Here is a 21271-nt window from a genome sequence, read left to right on the forward strand (position 1 = left end):
CACCAACAGCTCCTGGCTCAATCGGATCGAGGCCCAGTTCACCGCCCTGCGCTACTTCGCCCTCGACGGCACCGACCACGCCAGCCACAAGGAGCGGGGCAGCATGATCCGCCGCTACATCATCTGGCGGAACAAGCACGCCGCCGACGAACGGCTACGCGAGGTCGTCGCCAGGGCCAACGTTGCCTGATGCGGCACTAGCCGCCTACCTCGAGCACTATCCGGACGAAGCCGCGCTGCTGGCCAAGCCGGTGCAACTGCTCTCTCGGGGGGCGGTCTCGCCTCGCGGCGAAGCTCTCCGATGCATGTGACTGTCGGTGCGCTGCTGGTCCGCGATGAAGCGGAGATCCTGCTGATCGAGCACCGCGCGTACGGGATCACGCTGCAGCCCGGAGGCCACCTCGAGCCGACCGTCACCACGCTGGTCGACGCGGCGCTGCGCGAGCTGGCGGCGGAGACCGGACTCGACCCAGGAGCAGTGTTCCCTGCGTCGCAGACCCCCGTCTACGTCGAGTACGGCAGGGTGCCCGCGCGACCGGAGTAGGACGAGCCAGATCACTACCACCCGAGCACCGTCCTGCCTCAGATCGGTTGGGCTGTCGCTTCCCAGCCCAGGGGCTAGATGTCGAACAATCCGCCTTGGACGGGCACGTTGCCCTTGGCCGTGCGCCCCGCGGTCTTCACCAGGGCGGCGAGATCGCCGGGCTGTCCACTCTCGTCCGCGGCAGTGACAAGCCGGAGGAACACCTGCGCGGTGACGTCGACGTCGGCGTAGGCCCTGTGGTGGTCCGCTGCGACCCGGCGGCCACGGCACGCTCCCCCTCGTCTCCGCTCCCCGCGGATTGTGCCTCGCCTGCAGGGGGATCCAACGGATTTCGGAACGGCTCCAGGGCTTCTTTCAGAGGGCGTAGGCATCGGTGAGCGGGCAGTGCGAGCGGTGGTGCTTGTCAGAAGCGCGGGCCCACCCGGGTCTCAGGAGTCAGCGCGTGGGCGCCCGACTGCCGTGTCGTCCTTCCTTCCTGGAACGCGAAAGGGCACCGCCGTCTCCGGGAGGCTCCCCCGATTCGCCGTATCCGCCCACGTGCGATCGCAGAGCCGGCCCGGCCGCACCACGGGGTCAGTCGCGCGAGGAGCGCTCCCCGAGGGCGATGGCGAGGGTGAGCAGGTGGTGCAGGTGGGTGTTGCCGGTGCGGCGGGCCTCGAGAACCGCGCTGCGAAGGTTCATGGTCGCGGCGAGGCGAAGGCCGGTCAGGGGGCGCTGGAGGACCGCGCCGGCGTGGTCGAGGTCGTGCAGCCGGCTGTGCCAGTCGAAGTCACGGCGCCGGAGGGGCTCGCCGACGGCCAGTTGTCCCGCGTAGGCGACGTACCGGCCGTCGGGGGAGGTGGTCATGAGGCTGAGGTACTCGGTGCCCGTGAGGGCTGCTGGGGCCGGCCTTGGGGTCAGGGCGTCGGGGTCGAGGAAGTGGACGCGTCCCTCGCCGGGGGCCTTGCCGCCGACGACGTCCCACTCCGGTACGGAGAACAGGTGCCGCATGGGCGGCGTGTCCCGTTCGACGAGGGACCGCATGCGGTGACCGCCGAGCTGCCAGAGAGTCAGCCCGCCCTCCTGGCCGGAGGTGAGCAGCCGGTCGTGGCCGACGAAGGCCAGGTCGGCGATCCCGTCGGGTTGTGCCGGTCCGCCGACGGCCAGGGCAGTGCCGAGGAGTGCGTCGGTGGCGACCAGGACGTGGCCGTCGCAGAGCACCAGCCGAATCCCGTCGGGGTCGACGGCGATCAGGGTGCTGTTGGACAGTCCCCAGGCACCGAGGCCGACCTGCCGCAGGCCGTCCGACGAAGCCGAGCCGAGGTCCTGGTCGACGAAGGCGGCCGGGGAGAGATGCAGGCCGGCCACGTAGCCGAAGAGCGTCGTGGCGATCCTGGCACCGGCCACCGCGACCCCTCGCGCGAGGATCGTGGTGCCCTGGTCGGTGTGGCGGACGAGTTCGAACGCCCCGTCACCACCGTGGCCGGGTGATCTGGTGGCGATGACGGTCGAGGCGTCGACGCAGGTGATCGACCTGTGGTCGGCCGGGCCCGAGTACAGGGTGGTCCGGGTGCCGGTGCGCAGGTCGAGGGTCTCGATCGTCTCCCGGTGGTCGTCGGTGATCGTGGCGACCGCCAGGGCGTCGTGGGCGTGGGCGAAGGAGATGTAGTCCTCGTTGAAGAGGTCCAGCTCGGGCGGGATCCGGGTGGTCGCACCCTCGGCGGCCTCGGCGACCAGGGCGGCGGTGCGGCGGGCGGGGAGTGAGCGGAGGGCCTCCAGCAGCGCGCGGTCGACCGTGTCCGCGGGGTGCCAGCGACGCACCGGGATGCGGCGGGCGAGCCGGGCGGCGTCGGCCAGCGAGCTCCGGCAGACGGCCTCCCAGTACAGCGGCCAGTCCTGGCGGCCGGCGAGCTGTTCTGCCACGCGGAGCACAGTGTCGCGGGTGGCGCGCGGCTGGGTGGCGCGGCCCCAGCCCGACACCTCGACGGTGGTGCCGGGCCGCGGCACGCGGTCCTTGAGCCAAACCTTTGGGGAGCGTGCACGGGCTTCGGGGTCCTCGGGTCGTCCGGCGGCCCGCAGGGCGTCGTTCTGCCCGTGCAGGGCGCCGACCAGGCCCATCTCGTGCTCGGCGGGCTGGGCGGCGGCGAGCTGTCTCCAGAGCGCGACGGACTCCGCGCCGACGTCCAGGGCCTCGTCGTGGCGGCCGACGGCCGTGAGGCTCTCCCGGTGCAGGCCGAGCGCGAGGGCGAGGTGCTTGCGGTACGTCAGGGGGTTGTCGCCGGCCAGTCGGCGGTAGAGGCCGACGGACTCCGTGATGGCGGCGACCGCCTCCTCGTGACGTGCGGCGTGAGCGAGTTGGGTGCGGAGGTTGAGCAGGGCGATGGCGAGGTCGGGCCGGTGGCCCACGGGGTCGGCGTCGGCCAGCTCGCGCCAGACCCGGACGGCTTCGAGGGCCGTCGCGGTGCCGTCACCGGGCGTGGCGGCGGATCCTCCCTCGTCGGCGCCGGACGGAGTCCGCTCGGCGATGGTGCCGGCGTCGGCCTGTACGGTCAGGGCCGCGGCGTTGGTCAGGGCCACGGCGAGGCCAGCCCGGAAGCGCGGGTCGTCAGCCTCCCGTTGGCGGTAGTGCTCGATCGCCTCCTGATTGGCCCGGTACGCCTCGGTCCACCGCCCGGTGCGTTCCAGGTGCGCGGCGAGGTTGGCCAGGGCGGTCGCCAGGTCGAGGTCGTACCGTGGCTGGTCCCGCTCATGGAGGCGACGGAAGATCCCCACCACCCGTTCCTGGGCGGCCGCGGCATCGGCGTGACGCCCGATCTCCATGAGCCGGCTGGCGTAGTTCGTCAGGGACTTCCCGACGTCGGCCTCATAGATCTCCGGCTGCTCGACGGCCAGGCGTTCGAAGGCACGGACCGCCCGCAGGGCGGCACGGACCGCCTCCTCATGGCGGCCGAGCAGGCCGAGGTCACTGCCGTGGTTGACCAGGACACCCGCCATCGCGCCCGGGCCATCGGCCACGTCGAGCCGGAGTTCCAGCAGGCGGATCCGCAGGACGGCGGCGGCCACCACGAGGTCGGGCGGGGTCGGGTCGGGCACACGGTCGAGCACCTCCCCCAGCAACTCATCGGCGATGGAAGGCAGTTCGGCGAGGGCCAGCAGGGCGGGCGCACCGGCGGCCACGGCCAGGTCCGGATTCTCGTCCAGTAGCGGGACCAGGCAGCGCGGGCCGACGTGCGACCAGCGTTCGGCCGCCGCCGCGAGCGTGGTGACAGCCCGGGTCGGCCGGTCGTCGTGGCGGGCCGTCACGGCAGCGGTCTCCGGCGCCCACCGCTGCGCCGGGTACTCGGCGCGGTGGCCCGGCAGGGTCAGGGCGACGAAGTCCTCCGCGAGGCGGTCGGGGTAGAGCGGTTCGAGGACGGTGGCGCGCGCGGGATCGGGTGGCGGGTAGCAGACCGCGTGGTCGGCGAGGACCTCGGCGGTGGGGTGCCCCAGGCGCAGCGCGTCGACGAGTACGGTCCCGGAGTCGGGGGACCGGGGGCCGCCGAGGGCGGCGGTGAAGACGGCCCGGTTCATCGCGGCGGGCGGGGTGGCGATCCGGCCGTGGCGCCTCTCCCGATGCAGGCGTGCCCAGTTGAGCTGTTCCCGGTCCAGCAGATAGAGGGCCAGCCCAGCGGTGCCCGGCAGCGCGGGTTCGGCGGCCGGGTCGAACGGGTCGCCGGCGGCGGCCGCACTGGAGCGGGCCGCCGTGGGGACGGGCGCCGGCGGAGTACGGCCGGTGGCGTGCGCGTCCACGGCGACCAGGGCGGCCATGTGCACGGCCAGCACCAGGCCGAACTCGGGATGCTCCAGGTCGGCCGGGCCGGGGGGCGGCGGGATCCCGTACCGGGCGGCGAAGCCGTCGAGGGCCGCGCGGTACATGGTGTGGCGTCCCTCCAAGTCTGCGGCGGCGCCGTCAGCGGACCCGGCGTGCCCGGGCCCGTCCGCCGCGAGCGGCGGTAGCAGTTGCTGCGAGACCGACACCTGCTCGTTCGCCAGCGAGGCCCGCAGCGCGGGCCAGGCGTCCGTACCGCGGGCGAGCAGCAGGATCCGCACGGGCAGGTCGGTGCGGTGGAGCAGCGCGTTGCTGAACAGCCAGGTCAGGGACGACAGCGGCCACCGGTCGGCGTAGTCGACCAGGAGCAGCAGCCCGGCGGTACCGTCCGGGCGCAGGTCCTGGCTTCCGGGCGGCGGAAGGACACCGCCCGGGCCCTCGGTCGCCGTGGCCGCCGTCCACCCGGCCGCCGTCAGCGTGCCGGCGAGCTCGTGCGCCAGCCTCGTCTTGCCCTGCCCGCCGGGGCCGTGCAGCCACCGAGCGGCCCGGCGCGGCCCCCGGGTGCACCACTCTCCCAGCTCCCGCAGCTCCTGGTCCCGGCCGGTGAATCCGACCACGGCGAACCGGGCGTTGAGCATCCGGCTCGGCTGCTCGCGCAGCCAGTCGTCGTCGAGCCCGGGCGGCGGCCGCCACCGTTCCAGGATGTACAGAGGCGTGCCGTCCCCGAAGACGTGGATGTCGGCGCCGATCACCCCGTACGCGAACCCGCCGGTGGCGGTGACGTACTGGGAAGTCAAGCGCGCCCGCCCGGCTCCTGATGGACGATCACGTCGCCGCCCTGAGCGGCGAACACCTGCGCGTGATCGTGAGCGGCGACGTGCATCACCCACCGCTGCTCGTCCGCGGGCAGTGAACGCCGCATCCGCTCGGTGAGTTCGGTCAGCTCGCCCGCGAGTTCCGGGTGTGCGCGCAGCAGCTCCTGCAGCCTCAGCTGCCAGCCCGGAAGCAGGCTGCGCCGGGCCGCCGCCGCGTCGCCGGCCCGCGCCACGAGTGCGGCGTCGCCGTCCAGCTGCGCCGCGACCAGCGCGATCTGGCCGTCCGCGGCTGGCATGGTCTCCGGCCCGCCTCCCTCCGGCGCCGTGCCGTCATCGGGCTGCGCCACGGTGCCGTCCCGCAAGCCCGTGTGGGCACGCCCGAAGAGCCTCAGCACACCGGTCCGGGTGGCCTGCCAGGCATCCGTGGCCATCGCCCCGACCAGCGCGGTCGATCCTGCGGTGGCCAGCGCCACCAGTGATTCCGCCAGCATGCCTCCGCCGATCCGCCGTGTCCGTCCTTCCGGCTTCCATGCTGCCATCGATCCCGTTGCAGGGAGCCGCAGTTGCACAACTTCGGCAGGCGGCCCTCCCTCGCCCGCTGGTACTCCGACAGCGTGTCGAGGAAGGAGCTCTCCCCGTCGGGCACCCGAGATCCGGGCCCGGCGGCGCCCGCTGGAGGGTGACCACGTCGGCGAGACCGGTCCCGACTGACATCCCGCCGGGTCCACAGCACGGCCGGCCGCGTGCTGAGGATCTGGTCCTGGAGCAGGACGGCGTCGGGGGTGGCGCCCTGGCCGCACCCGCCGTACCCACTCGTCCGGCGCTTGCAGCTCTTCCTTGGACCTTGTGGAGGGGCGCGCGAACGGTGAGCCCACCACGCCACCACCGACCTCATCGCCCTGTCGCCGACCGGGCGCGCGCCGTCGGCCGACTCCGACCGGGCGCATGCCCGGCTCCGCCGCCAGCCTCGAACAGCGCCGTAGGGCCCAGGGTGTCCTGCTCGCCGGAATGCTCCGCTCCGACTGACGACCCGCACCGCGCCAGTACCGACGAAAGAGCCGGCCAGACACCGGCAGACGCCTGGTGCCTGGCCGGCTTCCGGCCGGCTGTGTCCCGGGGCTACGGCGCCGGACTCAGCTTCTTCCACGGCCGGCCGCCGTTGGCCTCCGCAGTGCCGGGGGCGGCGGTGGTGTACCACTGGGCGTACCAGTAGTAGCCCTGGTACTTGACGAACGCGGCCGTCGAGGCGGCCGGGTCGCCGGTGAGGAGGTGGGTCTCCCGCGCGGTGGAGCCGCCGGCGACCTCGATGTCGTTGCCGCTCGCGGAGCGGAGCTTGAACAGGCCGTTGTGCTTCGGCCCGCCGGGTGCCCCCTCACTGCCGTTGTCGGCGATCGGGACGAGCCGCCACTTCTGCTCGGTCCGCCCATCGCACGCGAGCGAGGCGACGTCCTGCCGGGAGGCGGTGGCGGTCAGGCACCTGCCGCCACCGGAGACGGTGTACAGGCCGCCGCCCGCGTCCTGGATCCGCCAGTACTGGTTGGGATTCTGGTCGTTCAGCTCCACGAGGTGCGCACGGGACTGGTCGGGGTTGTTGTCGATCATCATGGGCTTCCCGGTCTGGCTGTCTCCGTATTCGAACATCCAGCCCTTGGCGCCCTTGTCGTACATTCGCCACAGCCGTCCGCCGTCGGGCCGGTAGACCTGGCCCTGGCGCCAGTCCGGGGCCTGGCAGGAGCTGCCGGCCGCGGGGGCGGGCGGGGCCACGGTCCGGACGTCGCGGCGCTGGTCCCCGGTCGAGCCGTACTCCCGTCCGCCGATCTTGAACGTCACGTTGGACGGCCCGGTGATCGGCAGGTAGTACTTCAGGTCGATGTCCCGGGACTTGCCCGGCGCCAGGTCCTCGCAGTAGCCGAGGGTGAGGGTGAGCCGGTGGAAGTCCCCCTTGAGGCCGCCCGTGTTGGGGCCGGTGTGGCCGGGCGTGAGGCCCTTCATCTCCTTGTAGTCGTTGTCCTTGACGATCGGCGGCATCGAGGTGGGCAGGTCGAGGGAGATCTCGGTGCCCTGGGCGAGGGTGACGCCGGAGTTGTTGGTGATCCGCAGCTTCGGCTGGACGGGGTAGAAGTCGTCCTTCCCGGTGGGGAATTCCACCAGTTCGGCCTTCACGTCGATCACCTCGGCCGGCTGCGGCCGGCCGCCCGCCTTGGTGCTGCCGGCGGCGCCGGCACCCTTGAAGGCGTTGTCGAGGCGGGTGGTCAGGTCGTAGCCCATGCCCCATTCGCCGCCCGGGCGCTGGGCGTAGTCGCCGGCGAGCTCCCAGATCATCGCGCCGCCGATGCCCTTGTCGACGATGTACTTCGCCTTGGCGTCGAGCGACTTCTCGTTCTCGGTGGACAGGAACACCTTCTTGGCGTCGTTCCACAGCCAGGGCGCCTGCAGCGCGTCGGAGTACTTCGGCGCGTAGGTGCCGGTCAGCTGCCCGGTCGGCAGGCCGGTGTCGACGCCGTAGGAGCGCAGGTAGCCGGGGGTGCGGCCGTCCTGGAGGTTCTTGGTGTGCCACAGCGGGTTGGACCCGGCACCGACCTCCCGGTCGTTCTCCAGGTCGTGCCAGAGGTTGTCGATGCCGACCGCGCCCCGCCCGCAGGACTGCGCGTTGGCGGGCCCGCGGCCGCCGGTGCCCAGCGGGCACTGCGCCTGGTCCGCCATCGTGGCCGTGCCCCACAGCCCGTCCGTGCCGCCCTGGACGTCGCGCCAGCCGCGGGAGTAGTACGGGATGCCGAGGTTGATCCGGCCGGCCGGCAGGGCGCCCCGGTAGTAGTGGTAGGCCCAGTCGGTGTTGAAGTAGCCCTCCTTCTGGAAGTCCTTGGTGTTGGGCGCCTGGTCGTTGTAGATCCCGGCGTCGGCCAGTTCGTTGTCCTTCCCGTCGTCGTACAGCGGGGCCTGCGGGCCGACGAACTTGTTCCAGGAGCCGTGCAGGTCGTAGGTCATGACGTTGACGTAGTCCTGGTACTGCAGCGCCTGCCCGGCGTCCAGCCCGCGTACGAGGTAGCCGGAGGAGGAGCCGGCCGACGTCAGCAGGTAGTAGCGGCCCTTGTCCGCGCCCGACCGGTCCAGCTTCTCCCGCAGCGACTTCATCAGCGCGTTGTAGCCCTGCTGGAGGCCCTTGCGGCGCGGGTTGGAGACGTCCCAGTCCAGCGGGTTGCCGGTATTGGGCAGCGCCGTCGGGTACTCGTAGTCGATGTCGACGCCGTTGAACCCGTACCGGTCCAGGAATGCGGTGACGGAGTCCGCGAACGCGTCGATTCCCGGCTGGTTCACCGAGCCGTCGGCGTTGGTGGTCATCGCGTAGAAGTTGCGCGTGCCCGCCCAGCCGCCGACCGAGATCAGCGTCTTCACCGCCGGGTGCTGCTTCTTGTACGTGTTCAGCAGGTTGAAGTGCCCCTTGTACGGGAGGGACGGATCCATGGCGTTCTTCTCGCCCGGCCAGCTCATGCCGGTCGCCGGGTTGGCCGGGTCGTTCGGGTCGCCGATGCTGATCCGGTTGTCCTTGACGTCGGCGAACGCGTAGTTGACGTGCGTGACCTTCGACCAGGGGATGTTCGACGCCAGGTACTTCGGGTCGCCCTTCTCGCCCGCGCGCCACCCGGTGAAGTAGCCCACCACGCGCCGGGTACGGTCGTTGCCGACCCACTCGCGGCCCGCGTTGTCGTACACGTCGCAGTACCGCGCCGCCACGCCCTGGGTGGGCGTCATGCCCTCCGGACGGCAGTCCCCCACCGCGGCCGGCTTGGTGCCGCGGCCGTCCGGGGCGGCGTCGAACGGGTCCCCCGCGTCGCCGCCCCCGGGCTGTCCCACCGGGCGGGCGGACAACTGCCACTTCTGGGCGGCGCTCCCGTTGCAGTCGTAGATCTGCAACGGCCGGCCGGTGTCCGAGGCGGGGACGTCCAGGCACTTGCCCGAGTCGGGGTTCCGCAGCTCCTGCCGCGCCGTGTAGATCCACCGCTGCGCGGCGGACCCGTTGCACGTGTAGAGCTGGACGGCCGTCCCGTTGTCGGCGCGCCCGCCCTCCACGTCCAGGCACTTGGCGAGGGACTGCAGCGTGCCGTCGGCCGCGACCGTCCACGCCTGGCCGTCGGATCCGGCGCAGTCCGCGAGCCGGATCGGGGTCCGGTCGTCCCGGCTGCCACCGCGCGGCTCCACGCACTTGTCGCCCAGGCCTCGGATGGTGCCGGTCTCGGTGCCGGTCCCGCTGTCCAGGAACATCCATCGCTGGGCTTTGCTGTCGGCGTCGCAGGCGGCCACGGCGAGTGCCTCGCCCTCGGCCCCGGCGGTCAGGCAGCCGCCATCGGCACTGCTGACCAGGGTGTACCAGCCGGCGCCGGCGCCCTTGGGCTGCCACACCTGGTTGGCGTTGCCCTCCTGGGCCTGGATGAGGTGGGTGGTGTGCGGCCCGGGATCGTGGTCGACGACCATGTCCGGCTTCCCCGACGCGGCGATGCGCCAGTTCCCGCCGCCCAGCGCCCGCATCACCCACCGCTGGGCGCCGCTGCCGTTGGGCGCGTAGGCCTGGACGCTCGTCCCGCCGGCGGTGCTGCTGCCGCTCAGGTCCACGGCCATGCCGGTGCCCGAACGCAGCTCCACCTGCTGGCCCTCACGCGGGTTGGTGGCGGCGGTGTCCCCGTCGGCGGGGGTGAGGACGATGTCATCGGGGTACTCGATGGCCCAGGTCTGCATGTCCTTCATGCGGTCCTCGGAGCAGCCGAAGACGCTGACCCACTTCCCACCCGAGGTCTCCCGCCCCGGGTCCTGGGTCAGGCACTTGGCGGAGTCGCCGATGGTGAGCCTGACCTTGTCGCCGTCCCCGGTCGGGACGACGGTCCAGCCCGCTTCGGCGCCGGCCAGGTACGTCCAGTTGCTGGCGCGACCCCGTTCCAGGAAGCCGCCGTTGCGCTGCGACTGCAACGAGATCTTCGACCCCACGTTGTGGAGCAGCCAGCGCTGGCCGGGCCGCCCGTCGTAGGGGCGGGTGAGCAGGTAGCTGTCGGGGGCCTTTCCCTCGTCGTCCAGCATCTCGTTGGTGCTGGTGTTCCGCAGGGTGACGATGCCTTCGCGCCGCGCGGAGGCATCGGGAGTGACGGCCATGCCGTCACCCGAACCGGCGCAGGTGAAGATGTACTCCCTGGAGCCGGACGCCGCCCTCCCGAACCCGGTCAGGCACCGCGACAACGCCTGCTGGCCGAACGCGTTGGGGTGGATGGCCTCCTGGGCGTCTCCCTGCCGCATGGTCGCCCACTTCTCCCAGCCCGGGAGATAGGGAACCCAGCGCACCCACTCGGCCTTGTCCGCCGGCAGTGGGGCGCCATTGCCGTTCTCGCTCGTCGCCTGCTGCGCGGTGTTGGCGCACAGCTCGTGTCCGGCGAAAGCGTTCTGCACGTCCAGGAAGCGTGCCCCGGCCGTCCCGGCAGCCTGGCGCAGCATCTCGCTGATCCGGGGCACGACGGAGTTGTGGGCCCAGTCCGCGTCGGCCTTGAGGAACGGGCACCCGCCCGTCACATAGCGGCTGAGGTCGACCGTCCCGCCTTCCGAGGTCCGGCCCTCGCCGTACCGCAGTGCGTCCTTGCCGGGAAGCACGTTCGGGTAGGACTGGAGCACCAGCTCGTAGTTCGACTGTCGGGCCCGGACCATCGTGGCGCGGACCGCGGTCAGCGTCTTGACGATCTCGGCCCGTACGGTGTTGAGCCTGCCCGCGAACTCGCCCTCCTTGGCCCGGGAGCAGGGCTGTTTCAGGGTGCTGTCGGCGACGAAGTAGGCCACCCCGCAGTTCGCGACGATGCCGCTGAAGTCCAGGTCGTTGCCGCCGATGGACACCACGACCATGCGGATGTCGTAGACGGCGGCGAGGTCGGCCAGTTGCTCGACCTGTGGCTTCTCCCCCTTGAACCCGTCGGAGAGGATGTTCTTGGTCGTCGCCCCGGAGCAGGCGAGGTTGAACCGGCGCTCGACCGGAACGTCCTCGAACTCCGCTCCCTTGATGGGCGCCACGTCGGAGCGGTCGCACCGGTTGCCACCGTCGTAGGACGTCGTGTCGTAGACGCAGTCCTGTCCGGACTGGCAGCGGGAGCGCCGGTCCGTGCCCCAGACGTCCCCCTCCTGCTTCGTGTTCGCGTTGCCCGCCCACCGGCCACCCTCGCCGGAGATGTAGCTGTCGCCCATCGACACGATGGCCGATTGCTTCCCGCAGGCCTTACCGCGTGTGGCGGTGGAACGGGCAACAGGCTGCGCGGGGGCGCAGTCGCGACCGAACCACACCACGTGGTGATCGGAGTAGGGGGCGTTCAGGCGAAAGGCCTCGTACCCGGCCGGGGGCTGGGAGCTGGTGATCGCGTAGTCCAGGTTCTTTCCGCTGCCGTCATCGGGGTCGGGGCGCGGGGCCGGGAACGTAGCCCCTTCGGAATGCAGGACGTGTGCCCCGCCCAGGTCGGCGGGCGTCCACGACGTCGCGGTCCTGTTGAAGTCACCGAGCACGGTCCAACTGTTGGGGCTCGCGTCCTCCCTGGCCGCGGCGATGCGATTGGCAGTGTCCCCGAGGTCGTTGGAGTTGTTCGCGCCGTGCACGCTGTAGAACCACGTGCCGTCGCCCAGCCTGATGCCGAGCATGGGCTTGGGATTGCCCGCGACCGGGACTCTCTGAGAGTTTACGGCCGGGCCGATGACATGAACGTTGTTGATGTCGAGTGGGACGGCCAGGCTGTGCTTGACCACGAAACCGATGTTCCTCGTGGCGTTCGCGGTCCGACTGGCGAGGAAGAACAGGTCGTAGTTCCTCGCATCGGCGAACGGCTGCACGCACTTGCTCACCGTCCATTCCGTCTGGATGTCGGTGTCCAGCAGCAGGTTACGACCCCGGGTGTTGAGCTCCTGGGGGTTGACGCAGGGAACCTTGCTTCCCAACTCCTGGAGCGCCACGACGTCGGGTGCGTCATCGGTGTGCAGGAGGTCTGCCTCCAGATTTCCGCCCCCGCCGTCCCAAGTGCCGTCCCAGCGGTCCTGGTTCCTCATGTTGAACGTGGCCGCCGTATAGGAATCCATGGCGGCGACGGCGGGCGCCCCCTGCGTGACCGCGAGGGCCTGCAGCAGGCCCACGATCAGGGTGAGGACAAGTGTCGCGGCGACCCGGCCCGGACCGGCCGACCCGTGCCGTGGAACCCCGCTCGGAGGGTGGGTGAGGCGTGGTGAGGCGTGGTGCATTTCGGTCCCTCCCTTGACGACATGAAATGTGCACGCGCGACTCTATGAAGTGGGGGTATACAACTGATCAACGCCTGACCTTGCCGACCGGTACTCATCGGCGGAGCACCGGTCTCCCACCGCCCGCCCGACGCCCCCACGGCCGCCGATGCCGGGGCCGGGTCGTACCGTCACGTCCTGCCCGGGGCCAGGCTCTACGGCGCGTTGATCAGCTGGCTACACGCTCCTGCGAACATTCGGGCGCCTTGTTGGCCGTGGGCGGTGATGCCGGGCGCGGCAGCAGGGCGAGCGCCCAGCACCGATCGCTGCCGCGGGCTGCCGAGCCGTGATCGGGTTCCTGACCCGCCGTCGACCGACGGGAGTCGTTCCGGGCGCCGACGTCTGCACTGCCGTCCGCCCTCAGGCGGTGCTGTTCACCCCGGGGGATCGCCGTACCCGGAACCGGCGCCGGCACCGCCCCGCCGGGGCAGGACCGCCCGGCCGGCGTGCCGGATCCACCACGCGGCGACGTACAGGATCAGGCAGCCGATCAAGGCGGCGCCCCCGCCTTTCGCCGCGTCGGACAGCACCCCTTCGACCGCTGCGGCAGCCCGGCTCTCGCCGCCTCTGGACCGGCGAGCCACCACCAGGCATGGACGACGGCTCCGACGGTCGCGACCAGGGCCATGGCGAGGAGGACACGGCGCCGCGCCAAACGGCCGGGCCCCGCACGAACCCCTCCGGCGAGGAGGCGGGGCCGCCGACGCCACCCGTACAGCGCGATGGCGGACGGATGCCGAGCGTGCTCAAGTACTGCAACGCCCGGGAGGCCGCCTGATCAGGCTTCGGACTCGTGACGGGCCCGCTGCCACGCTTGCTCGAAGTCACCGAGTCCAATCTCCATGGACGCATATTGCGGATCATGAAGGTCGAACGGCGGGTTGAACGGCCAGTTCTCAATGCTCGTCTTGACCGAGCCACCGTCCGGGCCGATCTCGACCTGCCGCAGCCGCCGTCCGCCCGGCCCGAGTTCCATCAGGAAGGCTTCTCCTTCCTCGCCCTCCGGCCAGCGCAGGCACACACGGTCCCGTCCCGCTATGACACCGAATCCCGGCTGACCGCGCTGGGCATCCCGCTGAGCTCGGAGGCTGGACAGCGGATTCGGGTCCGGATCGTCAAGACGGACCTCCTCCAAACCCCACGTCTCGGCACGTCTCACGGCACCCGGGTCCGCGACCACCTCAACCTCGGCGCAGGCACTGACGATCTCCTCCGCCGAGCCCGCCCACACCCACCACCACAGACCCCCTCGATGTCCACCACGAACGAAGCGAAGTACCTTCCCGACGGGTCCAGCACGATCGTCACGGACGACGGGTCGGCCGGCAGCGCCCTGGACCACTTGACCCGGACGTCACCGATCTTGGCAAGGTTCAGCTTGCCGTTGCTCCGCAGCCGGAAGCCGTTGCGGGAGAACCGCAGCGACTGCCGGCTGTCCTTGCGCGACTTGAACACCGGAAGGCCCACCGGGCGACCGGCCCGCTTACCCGACAGACTGTCGAAGAAGTTCCGGTACGCCGTGTCCAGGTCACGGACGGACGACTGCAACGCGTCGACCGACACCGACCCCAGCCACGACCTGGCATCCGTCTTCTTCGCATCGGTGATCACCGACTTGGCCAGAACACCGGTCGGATCCTCGACCGGTCCGCCTTCCACGCCGCCTTCCGCAGGGCAAGCGCATCGTTGAACACCACCCGCGCGCACCCGAACGTACGGGCCAGCGCCTGCCGCTGACTCACCGTCGGACAGATCCGATACGAGTACCTGAGATGCACGAGATCAACCTACCGACAGACACTGACAACAACCTGCGGCCACCCGCACCGCGGTCCGCGTCGACGGCGAAACGCCGCTCCCCGACCTGCTCCGCAGGCGGTCCGCCCCCACCCCCGGCCAAAGCCGGGGGTATCCACGGAGGTCCCCGATGACCGGCGGTCAGGTCGCGAGGACGCGCGACCAGGGCGAGCCGGCGGGACGGCCGGGCCGGGCGCGGATCCTCCTGCTGTGGGACATCGACGGCACGCTGATCGACGGCGGCCACGTCGTCGAGTCGATCTACCCGCTGGCCTTCGAACGGCTCACCGGCCAGCCGGCCCGCCACCGCGTCAGCATCGCGGGCCGGACCGAACTCGACATCATGGACGAGCTGTTCGCCCGGCACGACGTCGGCGCGGTCGCACCGGACCGGGTCACCGCCGAGCTCACCGCCGAGCTGCACCGGCGGGCCGGCGAACTGCGGAGCGTCGGCCGGGCCCTGCCCGGCGCCGCCGAGGCCCTACGAGCGCTGGGGACGCAGGACGAGGTGGCCCAGTCCGTGCTGACCGGGAACCTTCGGGACAACGCCGCGCTCAAACTGGGGCTGTTCGCGCTGGCGGAGTTCATCGATCCCGCCATCGGCGCGTACGGCGACGACGCTCGTGAGCGCGCCGCGCCCCTCCCGGTCGCCCGGCGGCGCGCGGCAGCCGCCTACGGGTCCGACTTCGCCGCCGAGGCCACCGTCCTGATCGGCGACACCCCGCGCGACGTGCGCACGGGGCACAGCGGCGGAGCGCGGGTGATCGCCGTCGCCACCGGCGCGAGCAGCGCCGACGTGCTGCGGGAGGCGGGCGCGGACGTGGTACTGGCGGACCTGCGCGACACCGCCGCCGTGGTCCGTGCCGTCCGGGCGAAAGGGTCGCTCACGTGGGACCCGAAATGAACGGGACCCCCCGCCCCGTGGGACTGGTCTCGGTCGTCGTACCCGCGCGCAACGCCGAGTCGACGCTGCCCGCAACAGCTGGAGGCGCTGTGCGCGCAGGCCTATCCGGACCCGTGGGAGGTCATCGTCGTCGAGAACGGATCCAGCGACGGCACCCGCGCGCTGCTGCGGCGCTGGCAACGGCGGATGCCCCGGCTGCGGGTGACCGTCACCGACGCCCCCGGCGTCAACCACGCCCGCAACCTCGGCTGCCGGCAGGCCGGCGGTGAGTTCGTGCTGCTCTGCGACGCGGACGACGTGGCGGCCCCCGGATGGGTGGCGGGCCTGGTCGACGTCCTGCGCACCAACCCGGCCGTAGGCGGCGCCCTGGAACGCCGCCTGCTCAACGGACCGGTCGCACTCGCGGCACGCCCGCCGAAGAAGTCCGCCGCCCTGCTCGACACCTTCGGGTTCCTGCCCTACCCGGCGGGCGCCAACTGCGGCTTCCACAAAGAGCTCTGGCACCACCTGGGCGGCTTCGACGAGAGCTACCAGGGCGGCGGCGACGACACCGAGTTCTTCTGGCGCTCCCAACTGGCCTGCTACCGGCTGGCCTTCGCCCCCCACGCCGTCATGCACTACCGGCACGGCGGCGACACACGGACCATCGCCCGGCAGTCCTACGGCTACGGGCGCTCACACCCCAGGCTCTACCGCGACTTCGCCGACCACGGCATGCCGCCCACACGGCCGGGCGACGCCGCCCGCGCCTGGTGGGCACTCCTGCTCCACTCCACCGACCTGCTCGGCCCCACCGACCGACGCGCCGCGCTACTGGCCCAGCTCGCCCTGCGCACGGGCCGCGTCGTCGGCAGCGCCCGACACCGACGGTGCTACCTATGACCCACCGCGAACCCATCGACCCCGGGAAGTGACCAGGGACTCGGACCACGATGGTGTGCGCGGTGCGGGCCGGCCGCTCGGGGGGCGCGGCCGTGCTGCTCCGCAGCCCTTCCAAGGGGGTGGTGGGGCTGCTGTGACCGGAATGCCAGCCCCGCCGGACCGCCGTGAGAAGGCCTGTGACCTGCCGTCTTTCGGGCGCGAGCATGCCCTCTGGTGGCCGCCGCCGGCCCCCGCCGACCGGCGGCCACGGACGCGTCATCGCGGCGGCTACGTGCACCAGAACAGGAACGGGGTGCAGGTGGGCGTCGGCTTCGGGGTGGCGGTGCCCGAGGGTCGCGGGGAGGCCGTCGGGGGTTGCCCGGTGGTGGGCGGGACCGTGGTCGGCGCGGACGGGGCCGGCGCCGCCGACTCCGGGGCACCGCTGTTCGTCGCCGTGGCAGGGGCCGTGCTCCTGGTCGGGACGGTGGCGGAGGTGGAGGCAGTGGCGGACCCGCTGGGGGTCGGGCCGGTGCGCAGCGAGGTCGGCCTGACCGGGGCCGTGGTCACGCCCGTGGCGGCGGCCGGTGCGGCAGAGGGCGTGGCGCTCGGCGACGGCGTCGCGACCGGTCCGTCGGCGACGGGTGGGGGCGGCGCGCCCTCCGTGCCGTTGGCGGTCAGCGCCGCGACGCCGAGCCCCGCGACGGCCAGGCCGGCGACGGAGAGCACGAGCACACCCGGCCGCCGTGCGGACCGGCGTCCGGCCCGCCGGGAGCCGACCGGCGGGGCGGACCAGCTCGGCAGCGGAAGTGGCGAGCCGACGGCCGACGGCGGCGGCACGGCGGCCTCCGGTGGCGTCTCCCGGGTGTCCGCGAGGGCCCCGCAGCCGGGGCAGGTCATCGCGCCGTTCAGGTGACGGCGGCAGGGCGTGCAGTAGTCCATGTGATCTTCCCGTGCTGCCGGGGTCGCCGGCACACACCGGTCGTCGTCGGCCGGCTCCGCGCACGTCGTCGCGCGCATGCGGAGCCTAGGCAGCTCGACTGTGAGGGTTCCAGACCTCGCCGTGGCGCTTTCGCGAAGATTGCGCACCCTTCGCGGGGGGGGCGTGCCCCGGCAGCCCCGGACCGTCACCGGCCGTCTGGGCGGCACGGCCCCGTCACGCCCTTGATCGCGGCGGTGATCCGGAAGTCGGCGAGCGTCGCCCGGGGGGCCACTCGGGCCACTGTGCGCGCCTATCCGATGACTGGATGTCACGCTCAGTGGGTAGTCCACGAACAGTCAATGGTGAGGAGAGACCGGATGACCAGCATCAGCCCGCGCACGGGGCTCCGACTCGCGGCCGCCGCCCTGGCGGTCACCGCCCTGGCAGCCTCCGCGCCCGCCGCATCCGCCAAGAGCACCCAGGCCGGCCAGGCCGGCCAGGCCGCCCGGGACGCCACCGCGTGCGCCCCCTCCCCCACCTACCACCTTCAGGCGCAGACCATCTACGGCGACTGGGAGCGCGCCGCCGAGGTCGACACCTCGATCAACGCGTGTGCCTTCACCCCCGCCAACGACTGGACGTTCGACGTCGTCCAGGCCGTGCCGAACCGCGGCTACGGGCTCGCCGGCTGGAAGGTCCGGGCCTGGTTCCAGAACCAGGAGCAGACGCCCGACTACCGCACCGTCGTCCTCAAGATCCGTGTCGACCACTGCTACCCCAACGACAAGTGCGCGAACGACCTCGCCGCGTTCGACGTGAAGTACCGGCTGTTCCGCGACAGCTACACCCGACAGGTCATCACCGACACCTCCACCGAGGTGATCGGCGACGCCCGCGGCTGGCGCGTCGACCCCCACTCCTGAGCCCCGGCCCCCCAGAACAGGAATCGAGGCAACGATGCGCCCAGGCCGCCCCACCCCCGGCCGCCGGCCCCGGCACCGCCTGCGCGGCGCCGTGACCGCCGTCCTCACCGCCCTGCTGACACTGGCCACCGCCACGGCCGCCACCCCCGCCCACGCGGTCGCCGCCGGCGACACCACCGCGCGCCGGGACTACGTCCTGCTGGCCCCCGCCCATGTCCCCCTGACCGAACCCGGCCACGAGCAGCCCCTCGACCAGCTCGTCGGGCGCATCCGCGCGATGGAGCCCGGGCCCCACGAGAACCACGCCCCGCGGGCCGGCAGGCGCTCGGGCCAGGACGAGCTGCCCGGCTACGAGTGCCGCGAGCAGGACGCGGCCTTCCACGACCAGGGCTACGGCAAATCGCGGTTCGTCACCTGCCAGGCCTTCCACCTGCACCCCACCCACGTCACCTGCTGGTGGATCTTCTGCTCCGTCACCGGCAGCGCGGACGCCGAGATGACCGACATCCAGTACGGCCACAACGCCCGCCGCGAGGTCGACGTCGTCCAGGTCTTCGACAACTGGCGCCTCGAAGGCGACATCGCCGAAGTGCCGCTCAGCGTGAACGTCACCTGCACCGCCCGGGAGGGCTTCGGCCCCTGCGTCGTCGACAGCGGCTTCGGTGGTCCCTACGTCCAACCCATCGGACTCTGGGCCGCCGAAGGCTCCATCACCAGCCGTTACTACTCGTTCCGCCAGGACCCGGCCGGCGGCCTCGGCGCCGCCCTCATCAGTTACGCCGACCTCGCCGCCCACGTCTCGGTGATCGGCGAGGGAGCGGCCAACCCCTACGACGGCCCCAACAGCGGGATCCGCTGCGACTCCGCCCCCTACCTCGTCACCACCGCCGCCGGCGAGGGCTGCGTCTTCCCCTGGGTCACCGAGACCCTGCACATCAACCGCGCCGACCACCCCGAGTCCGCCGACCACATCATCACCGCCCAGTACCACCCCGACCAGACCGTCCCCGACGCCCCGAACAAGCGGATCCCCGGCGCCCCCGGCGCCGCGCCGCTGCACCGGGTCGCGGACCAGGCCGCCATCGACGCCCACCGCGCCGTCGCCGTCGCCGCCTGCCAGACGTACTTCCCCGACTACGCCTACGAGGGCCTGGACTGCGACGAGTACCCCTTCGCGTCCACCCTCGAAGGCGCCGACGACAATCTCAAGAACTACAGCGTCGAACCCATCCACGACTGGGACAACCGCGGCTCCGGAGGCAAGCTCAGCGCCTTCTACCAGAACCGGCGCATCCTCGGCAGCGACCTCACCAACGACCCCTTCCACGTCCAGGTCGACCCCTGACGCGCCCCGTGGGCCCCCCGGCAGAACAGCAGCCCGCCGCGCCGGTCGCCTCTCCGATCGCCGAACTGACCGTCGACGTGCGCGCCGAGCACCACCTCTTCCACCTCGTCGACGTCGCCGCCCCACCCGGCGGCGAACCCGACGACGAACCGGAGACCCCGCGCCACGACCAGCTCGCGACCACCGCGTCCGGCACCGTCACCTTCAACAGCGCACTGTCCGACCACTACCCGCACGTCACACTCCAGCACTGGAGCACGCGGCCACCGCCACCGCCCGGCAGCTGGCCCCACCGCATCCGGCTCGCCGTCGACCTCGACGGCGGCCGCCTCACCCTCTCCTCCGGCGTCTCCCGCCTCCCGGCCGACGCGGCCCTGCGCCTCCCGCCCGGCCGCTACACGCTCACCGCCTACCGCAGCGCGCTGCGGCCCACCCGAGACCCCCTCCCCCGCCGGGCCGAGCACTGGCTGCTGCGGCTGTGGCCCGCGGCGGCGGGCGACGACGACCCGCCTCACGGTCGAGCGACCTGAGCCTTCGTCAATTCATCGAGTCGAAAGCCGTCATGGTGACGACCACAAGCCCGTTCCGGTGGGGAACAGACACTCGAAGCGGTCGACCGCGGCCCACCGGAACACCGCGGGGGCGCGAGGCTCGACACCGCCACGCGGACGCGAACACCCGGTCCACGAACCGCTCGTTCCCACCACGGCGAGAGCACCGGACGAGGACGGCCGGGAGGCGGTCCGGCCGTGCTCCGGACGCGGGCCCCGGACACCTCTGCCCCGAAACGCTGCGGTTATGCGCCCGTCATGGCCGGGATGTCCGCACTGGGCGATCCTTCCCCGATCCCTGTACGGCGTGCTCGCGGAGTCGTACATTCGCTACAAGAGCGCGTGATCGACGATGTGGTGGGAGTGGTTGTGGGAAGCGGGAGCACCTTCGGCACCGACAGCGGTGTGGCCTCGACGATCGCGCTGTTGGAGGCTCAGCTCCCTTCGGTGCGGGAGCGGCAGCGCCGGGCAGCGGAGGAACTCGCCGCCGTCACCGCGGAGCAGGACGCCATCATCAAGGCCCTGGAGGGGCTGCGGCTGCTGTCCGACACTCCCCTCAGCGGCGAGGTCGAGGGCGAGGCCCAGGGCTCGCCGCTCGCCGTCGAGTTGACGCCGGTCCCGACCGGGGCCGAGACCCCGGCTGAGGCGGAAACCCCGGTTGAGGCGGAAGCCCCGGCTGAGACCGAGGCCCCGGTTGAGGCCGAGGTCGCGAAGGATGCCGCTTCGGCACCCGCGGCGGTCGAGAAGCCGGCGGATCCCTCACCGGACAAGCCCGCCACGGTCGCAGCCGCGACCGGGACCGGGACCGGGACCGGGACCGGCGCCAGGACGACGGTCAAGCGGACTCCCGCCAAGAAGGATCCTGCCAAGAAGACGGTCACAGCCAGGAAGACGGGCACGGCGAAGAAGGCGGCCACGGCGAAGAAGGCCGCGCCCGCCGCCGCGTCCACCCGGGGAACGCGAGCCTCGGCGCCCGGCGCGAAGAAGACGGCCCCGAAGGCCGCGGCCCCGGCGGACGCCGCTCCCAAGCCCGCGGCGAAGCGGGTGCCCCCGGCCAAGAAGTCGGCCGCGCAGCCGAGTTCCAATTTCGGCGAGGCCCCCGCCAAGGTGCCGGCACCGCAGCCGGGACGGCGGCGGAAGGTCGCGGACACGGAGAGCCTCCTGGAGGTGCTGGCCCAGGCAGCGGGCCCGCTGCGGGCCCGTGAGGTGACCGAACGGATGGGCCTGGACGCCCTGGCGGGGAACGTCAACGCGATCCGCACCCGGCTGGAGCGCCTCGCCAAGGACGACCGTGCGCAGCGGACCGGACGCGGCCTCTACACGGTGGCGGCGCGACCCGCGGCCGGGAGCTGACCACCGGCCGGTCGGCGACGTTCGTGGGCGGTCGCCGCGGTGTCGGCCGTGCGGGGGCCTGCTCACCCACGACTTCGAGGTGACACCTGAGGGGAGGCGACGGCCCGGGCCGGCGCCACCCCACCACCGTTATCGGTGCACGGTGCTCGGGTCGCCGACCCCCCCCCCCCCGCCGGACCCCCAGCGCG

The 21271-nt window shown here is 72.3% G+C and carries 13 protein-coding genes and 2 pseudogenes; 9 read left to right on the plus strand and 6 right to left on the minus strand.

Features of this window, described 5'->3' with window-relative positions; genetic code table 11:
* Both ACFVYI_RS27780 and ACFVYI_RS27785 read left to right on the plus strand, forming a co-directional pair.
* Positions 1-190: pseudogene (locus tag ACFVYI_RS27780) on the plus strand (transposase); the annotation flags it as partial.
* A gap of 111 nt (positions 191-301) precedes the next feature.
* On the plus strand, positions 302-544 hold the full coding sequence (locus ACFVYI_RS27785; RefSeq protein WP_387890456.1) for an NUDIX domain-containing protein: 243 nt from the start codon (positions 302-304) through the stop codon (positions 542-544).
* A 573-nt stretch (positions 545-1117) separates the two neighbouring features.
* Here the strand turns inward: ACFVYI_RS27785 and ACFVYI_RS27790 are convergent.
* The 6 genes from ACFVYI_RS27790 to ACFVYI_RS27815 form a co-directional block, all read right to left on the minus strand.
* Positions 1118-5128 (minus strand): hypothetical protein, encoded by a 4011-nt coding sequence (locus ACFVYI_RS27790; RefSeq protein WP_387890458.1) that lies wholly within the window; start codon positions 5126-5128, stop codon positions 1118-1120.
* Positions 5125-5637 carry a hypothetical protein gene (locus tag ACFVYI_RS27795; protein WP_387890459.1) on the minus strand — a complete coding sequence of 171 codons (513 nt, stop codon included), beginning with the start codon at positions 5635-5637 and terminating at the stop codon, positions 5125-5127. Before ACFVYI_RS27795 ends, ACFVYI_RS27790 begins: the two co-directional genes overlap by 4 nt.
* A gap of 628 nt (positions 5638-6265) precedes the next feature.
* On the minus strand, positions 6266-12286 hold the full coding sequence (locus tag ACFVYI_RS27800; RefSeq protein WP_387890461.1) for a glycosyl hydrolase family 18 protein: 6021 nt from the start codon (positions 12284-12286) through the stop codon (positions 6266-6268).
* 922 nt (positions 12287-13208) lie between these two features.
* Positions 13209-13406 carry a hypothetical protein gene (locus ACFVYI_RS27805; RefSeq protein WP_387890463.1) on the minus strand — a complete coding sequence of 66 codons (198 nt, stop codon included), beginning with the start codon at positions 13404-13406 and terminating at the stop codon, positions 13209-13211.
* A gap of 179 nt (positions 13407-13585) precedes the next feature.
* Positions 13586-14041, minus strand: coding sequence for a hypothetical protein (locus tag ACFVYI_RS27810; RefSeq protein ID WP_387890466.1), 456 nt, complete (start codon positions 14039-14041; stop codon positions 13586-13588).
* Positions 14038-14208, minus strand: a complete 171-nt coding sequence (locus tag ACFVYI_RS27815) for a helix-turn-helix domain-containing protein (protein WP_387890467.1) — start codon at positions 14206-14208, stop codon at positions 14038-14040. The genes ACFVYI_RS27810 and ACFVYI_RS27815 overlap by 4 nt, the downstream gene beginning before the upstream one ends.
* 149 nt (positions 14209-14357) lie before the next feature.
* Between ACFVYI_RS27815 and ACFVYI_RS27820 the strand changes: the two genes are divergently transcribed.
* The 7 genes and pseudogenes from ACFVYI_RS27820 to ACFVYI_RS27850 all read left to right on the plus strand — a co-directional run bounded on the left by ACFVYI_RS27820 (position 14358) and on the right by ACFVYI_RS27850 (position 21083).
* The gene (locus ACFVYI_RS27820; protein WP_387890469.1) at positions 14358-15131 is read left to right on the plus strand and encodes an HAD family hydrolase; all 774 of its coding nucleotides are present in this window, start codon (positions 14358-14360) and stop codon (positions 15129-15131) included.
* A gap of 69 nt (positions 15132-15200) precedes the next feature.
* Positions 15201-16013, plus strand: a pseudogene (locus tag ACFVYI_RS27825) (glycosyltransferase family 2 protein); the annotation flags it as partial.
* 271 nt (positions 16014-16284) lie between these two features.
* Complete coding sequence (locus ACFVYI_RS27830) at positions 16285-16905, plus strand: hypothetical protein (RefSeq protein WP_387890472.1); 621 nt, start codon at positions 16285-16287, stop codon at positions 16903-16905.
* Positions 16906-17288: 383 nt separating this feature from the next.
* Positions 17289-17834: a hypothetical protein gene (locus tag ACFVYI_RS27835; RefSeq protein ID WP_387890474.1), complete on the plus strand. Its 546-nt coding sequence runs from the start codon at positions 17289-17291 to the stop codon at positions 17832-17834.
* Between the two features lie 34 nt (positions 17835-17868).
* A complete protein-coding gene (locus ACFVYI_RS27840) occupies positions 17869-19179 on the plus strand; it encodes a NucA/NucB deoxyribonuclease domain-containing protein (RefSeq protein WP_387890477.1) in 1311 nt (436 codons plus the stop codon).
* 8 nt (positions 19180-19187) lie between these two features.
* Positions 19188-19709, plus strand: coding sequence for a hypothetical protein (locus ACFVYI_RS27845; protein WP_387890479.1), 522 nt, complete (start codon positions 19188-19190; stop codon positions 19707-19709).
* 390 nt (positions 19710-20099) lie between these two features.
* Positions 20100-21083 carry a hypothetical protein gene (locus tag ACFVYI_RS27850; RefSeq protein WP_387890482.1) on the plus strand — a complete coding sequence of 328 codons (984 nt, stop codon included), beginning with the start codon at positions 20100-20102 and terminating at the stop codon, positions 21081-21083.
* The last annotated feature ends 188 nt before the right edge of the window (positions 21084-21271 follow it).

The organism is Kitasatospora sp. NPDC058218, from assembly GCF_042882445.1.
Classification (GTDB): domain Bacteria; phylum Actinomycetota; class Actinomycetes; order Streptomycetales; family Streptomycetaceae; genus Kitasatospora.